At 65.9% G+C, this 11,170-nt stretch carries 13 protein-coding genes; all 13 read left to right on the forward strand.

Features of this window, described 5'->3' with window-relative positions:
• Positions 1-31 precede the first annotated feature (31 nt).
• The 13 genes from ACNPNP_RS06670 to ACNPNP_RS06730 all read left to right on the forward strand — a co-directional run bounded on the left by ACNPNP_RS06670 (position 32) and on the right by ACNPNP_RS06730 (position 11,150).
• Positions 32-721, forward strand: a complete 690-nt coding sequence (locus tag ACNPNP_RS06670; protein WP_448965277.1) for an L-threonylcarbamoyladenylate synthase — start codon at positions 32-34, stop codon at positions 719-721.
• A complete protein-coding gene (locus ACNPNP_RS06675; RefSeq protein ID WP_448965278.1) occupies positions 718-1,884 on the forward strand; it encodes an MraY family glycosyltransferase in 1,167 nt (388 codons plus the stop codon). The genes ACNPNP_RS06670 and ACNPNP_RS06675 overlap by 4 nt, the downstream gene beginning before the upstream one ends.
• Positions 1,881-2,363 (forward strand): Cg1360 family ATP-synthase-associated protein, encoded by a 483-nt coding sequence (locus tag ACNPNP_RS06680; protein WP_448965279.1) that lies wholly within the window; start codon positions 1,881-1,883, stop codon positions 2,361-2,363. The genes ACNPNP_RS06675 and ACNPNP_RS06680 overlap by 4 nt, the downstream gene beginning before the upstream one ends.
• Before the next feature lie 137 nt (positions 2,364-2,500).
• Positions 2,501-3,301: a F0F1 ATP synthase subunit A gene (atpB, locus tag ACNPNP_RS06685; protein ID WP_448965280.1), complete on the forward strand. Its 801-nt coding sequence runs from the start codon at positions 2,501-2,503 to the stop codon at positions 3,299-3,301.
• 39 nt (positions 3,302-3,340) lie between these two features.
• A complete protein-coding gene (gene atpE, locus ACNPNP_RS06690) occupies positions 3,341-3,589 on the forward strand; it encodes a F0F1 ATP synthase subunit C (RefSeq protein ID WP_033104658.1) in 249 nt (82 codons plus the stop codon).
• Positions 3,590-3,617: 28 nt separating this feature from the next.
• Entirely contained in the window at positions 3,618-4,169 is a 552-nt protein-coding gene (locus ACNPNP_RS06695) for a F0F1 ATP synthase subunit B (protein ID WP_448965281.1), read from the forward strand.
• Positions 4,169-4,957, forward strand: a complete 789-nt coding sequence (locus ACNPNP_RS06700; RefSeq protein ID WP_448965282.1) for a F0F1 ATP synthase subunit delta — start codon at positions 4,169-4,171, stop codon at positions 4,955-4,957. Before ACNPNP_RS06695 ends, ACNPNP_RS06700 begins: the two co-directional genes overlap by 1 nt.
• 52 nt (positions 4,958-5,009) lie before the next feature.
• Complete coding sequence (gene atpA, locus ACNPNP_RS06705) at positions 5,010-6,650, forward strand: F0F1 ATP synthase subunit alpha (protein WP_448965283.1); 1,641 nt, start codon at positions 5,010-5,012, stop codon at positions 6,648-6,650.
• 19 nt (positions 6,651-6,669) lie between these two features.
• Positions 6,670-7,569, forward strand: a complete 900-nt coding sequence (locus tag ACNPNP_RS06710) for a F0F1 ATP synthase subunit gamma (RefSeq protein ID WP_033104654.1) — start codon at positions 6,670-6,672, stop codon at positions 7,567-7,569.
• 23 nt (positions 7,570-7,592) lie between these two features.
• Entirely contained in the window at positions 7,593-9,044 is a 1,452-nt protein-coding gene (gene atpD / locus ACNPNP_RS06715; RefSeq protein ID WP_033104653.1) for a F0F1 ATP synthase subunit beta, read from the forward strand.
• Between the two features lie 2 nt (positions 9,045-9,046).
• Positions 9,047-9,307 (forward strand): F0F1 ATP synthase subunit epsilon, encoded by a 261-nt coding sequence (locus tag ACNPNP_RS06720; protein ID WP_448965284.1) that lies wholly within the window; start codon positions 9,047-9,049, stop codon positions 9,305-9,307.
• 112 nt (positions 9,308-9,419) lie between these two features.
• Entirely contained in the window at positions 9,420-10,166 is a 747-nt protein-coding gene (locus ACNPNP_RS06725; protein WP_448965285.1) for a YaaA family protein, read from the forward strand.
• 144 nt (positions 10,167-10,310) lie between these two features.
• A complete protein-coding gene (locus ACNPNP_RS06730; protein ID WP_448965286.1) occupies positions 10,311-11,150 on the forward strand; it encodes a DUF5684 domain-containing protein in 840 nt (279 codons plus the stop codon).
• Positions 11,151-11,170 lie beyond the last annotated feature (20 nt).

Here is an 11,170-nt window from a genome sequence, read left to right on the forward strand (position 1 = left end):
CGCGCCCACGTGCACCTAGAATGGTGGGGTCATGTCCTCTGTCTTCGATTGCCGCGATGAGGCACAGCTGCTCGCCGGAATGCGCCATGCTCGTCAGGCCATCGCCCGGGGCGAGCTCATCGTCATGCCCACCGACACCGTCTACGGGGTCGCCGCCGATGCCTTCACGCCCGCCGCCGTGCAGAGACTGCTCGACGCCAAGGGCCGCGGCAGGGACCAGCCGCCGCCGGTGCTCGTCGCAGGTCAGGCCGCGCTCGCGGCGCTCGTGGAGGAGATCCCCGAGCCCGTCCAACGACTCGTCGACGAGTTCTGGCCGGGCGGGCTGACGATCGTCCTTCCAGCCCAGCCTTCGCTCGCCTGGGATCTGGGCGACACGCTCGGCACCGTCGCGGTGCGGATGCCCGACCAGCGCGTGGCGCTCGAACTGCTCGAGGAGACCGGCCCCCTGGCCGTCTCGAGCGCGAACCTCACGGGCAAGGCCGCAGCCATCTCCGCGCAGGACGCGGAGGAGATGCTGGGAGACAGTGTCTCGGTGTATCTCGACGGCGGCATGAGCGAGACCGGAGTGGCGTCCACGATCATCGACGCCACCTCGCTCGTGCGACGCGGCGCCGCCACCGCTGAGCCACGGATCCGGCTTCTGCGCGAGGGGGCGGTGACGATGAAGCAGCTGCGCGGCGTCGTCGGTGAACTGCTCGACGCGCCGGACGGCGCGGCGTGAAGCAGTACCTCTTCACGATCATCCTCACGGCGACCGTCACGCTCGTGATGTCGTGGGTGGTCTGGCAGCTCAGCCTGCGCTTCAAGCTGTATCCCGGCATCCGGGAACGCGATGTCCACACGACTCCGACGCCGCGACTCGGGGGAGTGGCGATCTTCCTCGGCATCGCCGCAGCCATCGCCGTCTCCGCCGCCAATCCCTTCTTCAGCATCATGTGGGTGCCGCCCCAGACGATGTGGGCCGTGCTCGGCGCGACGCTGCTGATCGCCATCATCGGGGTGATGGACGATCTGTGGGACCTCGACTGGTTCATCAAGCTCGGCGTGCAGTTCCTCGCCGCGGGCATCATCACGGTGTTCGGCGGACTGCAGATCCTCTCCCTGCCCCTCGGCGAGATGGTCATCGTCTCCAGCTGGGTGAGCATCGCCGTCACGATGTTCGCGATCGTCGTCGTGATGAACGCCGTCAACTTCATCGACGGCCTCGACGGGCTCGTCGCAGGCGTATGCCTCATCGCCAACGGCGTCTTCTTCGCCTACTCGTACATCCTCACTCGCGACACCGGCACGAGCAGCTACTTCAACCTGGCCTCCTTCCTCGCCGCGGTCGTGATCGGCGCCTGCATCGGCTTCCTTCCGCTGAACTGGAGTCCGGCCAAGCTGTTCATGGGCGATTCAGGCGCCCTGGTGCTCGGCCTTCTGATGGCGACGTCGGCGATCGCGCTCACTGGCCAGATGTCATCGAGCGCGATGGATCCGGAGGAGTTCGGCCGCTCGCAGCTGCTCGGCGCATTCATCCCGATCCTGCTTCCCCTCGTGGTCGTCATGCTCCCGCTGCTCGATTTCGGGCTGGCCGTCTTCCGGCGCATGCGGGCCGGGAAGTCGCCGTTCTCGCCGGATCGCAAGCACCTGCATCACCGGATGCTCGATCTCGGTCATCGTGATCGCGATGCCGTGCTGATCTTCTACGCATGGACGGCAGTGATCTCGCTGGCCGTCCTGCTCATGTACATCGGCTCGCGGGAGGACTGGCCAGGTCAGTACCTTCCAGGAGTCGCCTTCGGTGTGATCGGCGTCGCGGCCTGCCTCGTCGTCACACTTCTTCCGACCACGCGCGCTCAGCGAGCGCCCACCGAGCCGACACCTTCCCCGGAGACCCGATGAGCGACACACCACAACGCCAGACGCCCGCGATCAACTCGATGCTCCGGAAAGTGCTGATCTGGACCGGAGTCGCGGCCATCGTGCTCGTCGTCCTCAGCGGCGGGATCGGGTTCCTCACGGCAGGCTCCGACGGGCTGTGGAGCGGATTGGCCGGGGTCGCCCTGGCCATCGTCTTCCTCGCCCTCACGCCGTTGAGCGTCCTGATCGCGAACCGCTGGTACGGCAAAGAGATGTTCGCGACCGTCTTCTTCGGCATCGTCATGGGCAGCTGGTTGTTCAAGCTCGTCGTCTTCGTCGTCGCGATCGTGATCCTGCGCGGTCAGGACTGGGTCGTCCCGCTGGTGATCTTCCTGTCGCTCGTCGCGGGGATCGTGGTGAGCCTGGTGATCGACGCCGTGGTCTTCACACGGATGCGGATGCCGTACGTCTCGGAAGTGTCTCTGCCCGAAACCAATCCGGAGGACCGCGAGGATTCGTGACCCTGGAAAAATATTGATAGTCTGATTCCGGGTTCGCTGGGCAAGCTCTCGCGTGATGCGAGATGCTCCGATCCAGCTAGAACTCCCCACTCAATCGTCGCGTCGATCTAGGTCGATGCCCCGAAGCTGGAGCAACGTTGACTCACGCCGCGAGCCTCCTCGTCCGTCTCGCAACGGATGAATTCCACCCACCGTCGATCGCAGAGTTCTTCCCGGAGATCCTCTTCAGCATCGGCCCGCTCTCGGTGCACCGCATCCACCTTGTGCAGTTCCTCGCGACCATCGTGGTCGTACTCATCCTCTGGCTCGGCACGCGCAAGCTCAAGCTGATCCCCGGCCGTGGTCAGGGCGTCATCGAGATGCTCTTCGACATCGTCCGTGTGAACGTCGCGCACGACATGATGGGCAAGAAGGACGGCGATCGCTTCCTGCCGCTGCTGACGACGATCTTCTTCATGGTGCTGTTCTTCAACATCACCGGCGTCATACCGTTCTTGAACATCGCGGGCACGAGCATCATCGCCGTGCCGCTGATGCTCGCCGTCATCAGCTACGTCACCTTCATCTACGCGGGGCTGCGCAAGAGCCCATGGGGCTTCATCCGCAACTCGCTCTTCCCGCCAGGGGTTCCGCCGGCTCTGTACATCATCGTCGCGCCGCTGGAGTTCATCTCGACCTTCATCGTCCGGCCGGTCACGCTCACGCTGCGACTGCTGATGAACATGATGGTCGGCCACCTCATGCTGGTGCTGTTCTTCGCGGCGACCCAGTTCTTCATCTTCTCGATGGGCGGCTTCTGGACGGTTCTCGGAGCGGGCACACTCGCCTTCGGCTTCGCGTTCACGGCCTTCGAGATCCTGGTGGCCTTCCTCCAGGCGTACGTCTTCACCATCCTCACCGCGGTCTACATCCAGCTCGCAGTCGCGGACGAACACTAATCGGGGCGCGCCAGCTCCCCTCAATGAAAGGAAACACCTGTGGATCCCAACTCGGTTCTTGCAGCCATCAACATCGACATCACCGGCTCGATCGCCAACGTCGGCTACGGCCTGGCAGCCATCGGCCCGGCCATCGGTGTGGGCATCGTCGTCGGCAAGACGATCGAGGGCATCGCTCGCCAGCCTGAGCTGTCCGGCAAGCTTCAGGGCACCATGTGGATCGGTATCGCCTTCACCGAGGCGCTCGCGTTCGTCGGTATCGGCGTGGCGTTCCTCTTCGGCTACTGATCCTCTCACCCACACGTAAGGAGACAGGATGCTGAACGCTCTTGTCACGCTCGCAGCCGAGGAGGCGGAGCACAACCCGCTTCTTCCGGCGATGTACGACATCGTCTGGTCCGCGGTCTGCTTCGTCATCATCCTGGTCGTGGCCTGGAAGGTCGCGCTTCCGAACGTGGCGAAGATGCTCGACGCGCGGTCCGCCGCGATCGAGGGCAACATCGCCAAGGCCGACGAAGCGCAGAAGCAGGCGGAGGCGGCTCTCGAGGAGTACACCCGTCAGCTCGCCGAGGCGCGCACCGAAGCCGGTGAGATCCGTGAGGCCGCCCGTGAGGACGGCAAGAAGATCGTCGCCGAGGCCAAGGAGACCGCGACCGTCGAGGCCGCACGCGTCACCGCGGCAGCTCAGGCGCAGATCGAGGCCGAGCGTCAGACGACGCTCGTCGCCCTCCGCTCCGAGGTGGGCACTCTCGCCATCGATCTCGCCGGCGGCGTGGTCGGCGAGACGCTCTCGGATGACGCTCGTGCGACCGCAGTCGTCGATCGCTTCCTCGCAGACCTCGAGGCATCAGAGAAGGCGGCCAAGTAATGGGCAGCGCGACCACTCAGGCACTCGCGGCTTCGACGGCGGCCCTCGCTCAGGCGAAGGACGTCACCCTCGACACGGCCGGTGAGCTCTTCACCGTGGCGCGTCTGGTGGGCGAATCCGGTCAGCTGAGCGGCGCGCTGGCCGACCCCGCGGCTCCTGCGGGCCTGCGCGAGCAGGTCGTCGCCAAGGTCTTCGGCGGGTTGTCGGACACCACGCGTCAGGTGCTTTCGGCCGCGGTCGGCCAGAGGTGGTCCGATGAGGACGGCCTCGTCGCGGGGATCGAAGAACTCGCCATCCGCGCGGCCGCCATCGCCGAGCCGGCCACCGACATCGAGGGGGAGCTGTTCTCCTTCCTCCGTGTCATCGCGGCCAACCCCGAGCTCGAACTCGCCCTCGGCACCCGACTGGGTGACGATGCGGCGAAGGGCGGACTCGTGGAGAAGCTGATCGGCGGTACGGCGAGTGCTCCCACCACGCTGATCGTCTCATCGCTCGTCCGTCAGCCGCGAGGACGTCGCGTACGTCAGCTGCTGAACCGCGCGATGAAGATCGTCTCGGCGCAGGGCGACCGCATCGTCGCCACGGTGCGCACGGCTGCGTCGCTGTCCGCTGCGCAGCGCACGCGCCTCGGCGACGCCCTGGCCGCGCGTTATGGCGGCCAGGTCTCGATCAATGAAGTGATCGACCCCACCGTCGTGGGCGGACTGCGTGTGCAGATCGCCGATGACATCATCGACGGCAGCATCTCCGCGCGGCTCGCCGATCTTCGACAGAAGCTCGCGGGCTAATACGACTTCGCGCGGGGAACCGCGCAGACTCTCTCAATACAAAGGGAAGACAATGGCAGAACTATCGATCAGCCCCGACGTCATCCGTGACGCGCTGAAGGACTTCGCCGCTGCGTACGAGCCCACCGGCGCCGCAGCGACCGAGGTCGGAACCGTCATCGACGCGGCAGACGGCATCGCGCACATCGAGGGCCTGCCCGGCGTCATGGCGAACGAGCTCCTGACGTTCGAAGGCGGCACGCAGGGCCTCGCACTGAACCTCGACGAGAGCGAGATCGGCACCGTCGTGCTCGGTGACTTCGCCGGGATCCAGGCCGGTCAGGAAGTTCGCCGCACCGGCGAGGTCCTCTCGGTCGCCGTCGGTGACGGTTACCTCGGACGCGTCGTCGACCCGCTCGGCAACCCGATCGACGGTCTCGGCGAGATCGCCTCCGAAGGCCGCCGCGAGCTCGAACTGCAGGCGCCTGGCGTCATGCAGCGCAAGAGCGTGCACGAGCCGATGCAGACCGGCATCAAGGCCATCGACGCCATGATCCCCGTCGGCCGCGGTCAGCGCCAGCTCATCATCGGCGACCGCCAGACCGGTAAGACGGCCATCGCGATCGACACGATCATCAACCAGAAGGACAACTGGGCCTCCGGCGATGTCGACAAGCAGGTGCGCTGCATCTACGTCGCCATCGGCCAGAAGGGCTCCACGATCGCCTCCGTCAAGGGCGCGCTCGAGGACGCCGGAGCGATGGAGTACACCACCATCGTCGCCGCTCCCGCCTCGGACCCCGCCGGCTTCAAGTACATCGCGCCCTACACCGGATCCGCGATCGGCCAGCACTGGATGTACAGCGGCAAGCATGTCCTCATCATCTTCGACGACCTGTCGAAGCAGGCAGAGGCCTACCGCGCCGTCTCCCTCCTCCTGCGCCGTCCGCCGGGCCGCGAGGCATACCCGGGCGACGTCTTCTACCTGCACTCCCGCCTGCTGGAGCGTTGCGCGAAGCTGTCCGACGAGCTCGGTGCCGGTTCGATGACGGGCCTCCCGATCATCGAGACCAAGGCGAACGACGTCTCGGCGTACATCCCGACCAACGTGATCTCGATCACCGACGGTCAGATCTTCCTGCAGTCCGACCTCTTCAACGCCAACCAGCGTCCGGCGGTCGATGTGGGTATCTCGGTCTCGCGAGTCGGTGGTGACGCTCAGGTCAAGAGCATCAAGAAGGTCTCCGGAACGCTGAAGCTGGAGCTCGCGCAGTACCGCTCGCTCGAGGCCTTCGCGATGTTCGCGAGCGACCTCGACGCGACCTCGCGTCGTCAGCTCGACCGAGGCGCTCGTCTGACCGAGCTGCTCAAGCAGCCGCAGTACTCGCCGTACCCGGTCGAGGACCAGGTCGTCTCGATCTGGGCCGGTACCAAGGGCAAGCTCGACACGATCGAGGTCTCGGACGTGCTGCGCTTCGAGCGGGAGCTGCTCGACCACCTGCGTCGCAACACCAAGGTGCTCGACACCCTTCGCGAGACGAACGTCCTCGATGACGACACCGCTGCCGAACTGGAGAAGCAGGTCGATGCCTTCCTGCTCGAGTTCCAGGGCGGCAAGGGCCAGTCCATCGGCGCCGTGGGCAACGAGGAGCACGCGGCCCAGGATGTGGACGACGTCAACCAGGAGAAGATCGTCAAGGGTCGTCGCGCGTAATCGCGTGAGGTACTGAAACATGGGCGCTCAACTCAGGGTCTACAAGCAGAAGATCTCTTCTGCTCAGACGACCAAGAAGATCACGAAGGCGATGGAGCTCATCGCGGCTTCGCGCATTCAGAAGGCGATGGCGCGCGTGCGCGCGTCGTCGCCCTTCGCTCGGGCCGTGACGCAGGCTGTCTCCGCCGTCGCGACGTACTCCAATGTCGACCACCCGCTCACTCGTGAGCCGGAGACGATCCGCCGGTCCGCCGTCGTGGTCTTCTCCTCCGATCGCGGACTCGCGGGTGCCTTCAACTCGCAGATCCTCCGCGAGGCGATGGAAGTGGGCGAGCTGATCCGTTCTCAGGGCAGCGAGCCGGTGTACTACCTCGTCGGTCGCAAGGCCGTCGGATACTTCCAGTTCCGTGGCATCAAGGCCGCTGCGGAGTGGACGGGCGACACAGACACTCCGCAGTTCAAGACGGCTGAGGAGATCTCGGCCACGCTGCTCGAAGCGTTCAACCGCGGCGGTGAGGATGGCGGCGTGGACGAGCTCCACCTCGTCTACAACCGTTTCGTCAGCATGATGACGCAGTCGCCGGAGACGGTGCGCCTGCTTCCGTTGGAGATCGTCGAGAACACCGAAGCCGCTGAGCCGAGCGGAGCGGTGTACCCGCTCTACGAGTTCGAGCCGGATGCCGAGACCGTTCTCGATGCGATCCTGCCGGTGTACCTGCAGAGCCGCATCTTCAACGCTCTGCTGCAGTCGTCGGCCGCCAAGCAGGCCGCGACGCAGAAGGCGATGAAGTCCGCCAGCGACAATGCCGACAAACTCATCACTGACTACACCCGCCTGCGCAACAACGCGCGTCAGGCGGAGATCACGCAGCAGATCGCTGAGATCGTCGGCGGCGCCGACGCCCTCTCGAGCAAATAGACCATCAAGAAAGAGACGAAGATATGACCCCCACCGCCACAGCTGAGGCTGGGACCGCGGTCGTCGGGCGCGTCGCACGCGTCACGGGCCCGGTCGTCGATATCGAGTTCCCGCACGACTCGATTCCTGACATCTACAACGCGCTGAAGACCACCATCGTCATCGGCGAGGAGTCGACGGAGATCACGCTCGAGGTCGCACAGCACCTCGGCGACGACCTGATCCGCGCTATCGCGCTCAAGCCCACCGACGGCATCGTCCGCGGCCAGGAGGTGCGCGACACCGGCGAGCCGATCTCGGTTCCCGTCGGCGACGTCACCAAGGGCAAGGTCTTCAACGTCATCGGCGAGGTGCTCAACGCCGAGCCTGGCGAGCAGATCGAGATCACGGAGCGCTGGCCGATCCACCGTTCGGCTCCGCCGTTCGACCAGCTCGAGTCGAAGACCCAGATGTTCGAGACCGGCATCAAGTCGATCGACCTCCTCACGCCGTACGTGCTCGGTGGAAAGATCGGCCTCTTCGGTGGTGCGGGTGTCGGCAAGACCGTCCTCATCCAGGAGATGATCCAGCGCGTCGCACAGAACCACGGTGGCGTGTCGGTGTTCGCCGGAGTCGGTGAGCGCACCCGTGAGGGCAACGACCTCATCGCCGAGATGGAAGAGGCGGGCGTCTTCGACAAGACTGCCCTCGTCTTCGGTCAGATGGATGAGCCGCCGGGAACGCGTCTGCGCGTCGCCCTCTCGGCCCTGACGATGGCGGAGTACTTCCGTGACGTGCAGAAGCAGGACGTTCTGCTGTTCATCGACAACATCTTCCGCTTCACGCAGGCGGGTTCCGAGGTGTCCACGCTGCTGGGCCGCATGCCCTCCGCCGTGGGTTACCAGCCGAACCTCGCTGACGAGATGGGCCTCCTCCAGGAGCGCATCACCTCGACCCGCGGTCACTCGATCACCTCGCTGCAGGCGATCTACGTCCCCGCCGATGACTACACCGACCCGGCTCCGGCGACGACCTTCGCGCACCTCGACGCGACGACCGAGCTCAGCCGTGAGATCGCGTCGAAGGGTCTGTACCCCGCTATCGACCCGCTGACCTCGACGTCGCGGATCATGGACCCCCGCTACCTGGGCGAGGACCACTACCGCGTCGCGACGACGGTCAAGCAGATCCTCCAGAAGAACAAGGAACTGCAGGAGATCATCGCGATCCTCGGTGTCGACGAGCTCTCCGAAGAGGACAAGATCGTCGTGTCGCGTGCACGTCGCATCCAGCAGTTCCTCTCGCAGAACACCTACATGGCGAAGAAGTTCACCGGTGTCGAGGGCTCGACGGTTCCGCTCAAGGAGACGATCGAGTCGTTCGACGCGATCGCCAAGGGCGACTTCGATCACGTTGCAGAGCAGGCCTTCTTCAACGTCGGTGGCATCTCCGACGTCGAAGAGCGCTGGGCTCAGCTCCAGAAGGAGAACGGCTGATCATGGCGCTGAAGGTCAGCCTCGTCTCCGCGGACGCGGAGGTCTGGACGGGAGAGGCCACGCTTGTCGTCGCCAAGACCGTCGAGGGCGAGATCGGCATCATGAGCGGTCACGAGCCGATCCTGGCGATCCTCGCCGAGGGTCAGGTTCGCATCACGCAGGCCGACGGCACCAAGGTGCTCGCGAACGCTCAGGACGGCTTCCTCTCCATGGAGGGAAGTCAGCTGACGATCGTCGCGGGCAACGCGGCACTCATCGCCTGAACACGCTCATCACGGACGCGCTCATCTGTCAGCCTCGAGCTGGCGGGTGGGCGCGTTCCCGTCTGCCCTTCCGACCCGTCCGAACCGGCACGGGCCCGACTTCGTGGAGCTCATGAAGATCCTTCTGCCGCCTTCTGAGACGAAGCGCCCCGGTGGCGACGGCGCACCGTTGTCGATCGAGGAACTCGCACTGTCCGCCCTGGCCTCCGAGCGGGATGCCGTGACAACCGCCCTCGTGTCCCTCGCGGCTGATCCCGCTGCCGCCCGGCGCGTGCACAAGCTCAGCGATCGCCAGCTCGACGACATCGCCCATAACGCCGCGCTGCGTTCGGCGCCGACCATGGCCGCGGTCGATCGGTACACGGGCGTTCTCTACGATGCGCTGGATGCCGCGTCCTTGGATGCGGCGGCGAGACGCTGGCTGAACGGTCACGTGTGGATACATTCGGCGCCGTTCGGCCCGATCGCCGCACTGGACGCCATCCCGATGTATCGACTCGCCGCAGGCACATCGCTGCCCGGCGTCGCGCCGCTGCGTCGTCATTGGGCCGACGCGACTTCGCAGGCGATGGCGCGGGAGGCGCCGCCGTTCGTCCTTGACCTGCGAAGCGAAGCCTATGTCGCGCTCGGACCGGTACCGGCATCCGTACCGTCGGCGTACGTGCGCGTGGTCACCGCCGAGGGACGCGCCCTCAATCATTTCAACAAGAAGGCCAAGGGCGAACTGGCGCGCGCTCTGGCGGAGGACCGACCGCGAGTGCGCTCTCTGGCGAGCCTCCTGGATTGGGCGGCAGCGCGACCCATCATGATGCGACGGGGTGCGCAGGCGGGCGTCGTCGAGCTCGTGACAGCGTCCTGAACGCCGCAGCGGCGCATGACGTGCCCGGTGCGCGTGTCGTTGCCAGGGGACGAATGACCCCGCTACCATGGCCAATGCGCGAAGCGAAGGCTTCGTTCTCGGGGGGCGAGGTACGCTTCCTCTGTCAAAAGGAATGTGAGTCTCATGTATTCCGACTATTCCGACTACTCCGGCATGAGCGCCGGGATTCTTGTTGTGACCGTACTCGTCAGCTTGCTGTTCGCCGCCGTCGGCTATGTCCTCACCTCGCTATTCCTTATGAAGATCTTCGAGAAGGCCGGCGTGCAGGGCAAGTGGCGCGCGTGGGTCCCCGTGTACAACAGCATGATCTTCCTCAAGCTCGGCGACCTCAGCCCGTGGCTGATCCTCTACGGGGTCGGCGCATCGCTGCTGCTCGGCTGGATTCCCTTCATCGGGCAGCTCGTGATCCTCGCGGCGGCCGTGCTCATGATCCTCGCGGCGTACCGCGTCGGTCAGAAGCTGCAGAAGGAAGGCGCCTGGGTCGTCCTCTACATCTTCCTCTCCATCGTCTGGCTCGGAATCATGGCCTTCGACAAGTCGCGCTGGAACCCTCAGATCCCGCCGGCGCCGTGGGCAGGCAACGCGTTCTTCGGTGACCGCACCACGTGGGACGGCATCCCGGCTCAGCCTTCGGCTCAGGCCGCGCCCGGTGCCGCACCCGGCTACGGTGCAGCTCCGCAGGGCTACGCACCGCCGCAGGGCTACCAGCCGCCGGCTCCCGGGTACCAGCAGCCCAACCCGGGCTACCAGCAGCCAGGTGCGCCCGGTTACCAGCCGCCGGCAGCGCCCGCGACGCCGCCGGCATCGCCCGCGTCGCCAGTGACGCCGCCGCCTGCTCCGTCCGCGCCGCCCGCGGCACCGTCCACCCCGCCGGCTGCACCGACGACGCCGCCCGCGGCTCCGCCGGCACCGCCCGCAGCGCCTCCCGCGCCGCCGACGGACCCGACGCAGCCACCGGCCTGATGCGCTGACGAAGGACCCCC

This window comes from Microbacterium xerophyticum, assembly GCF_053543555.1.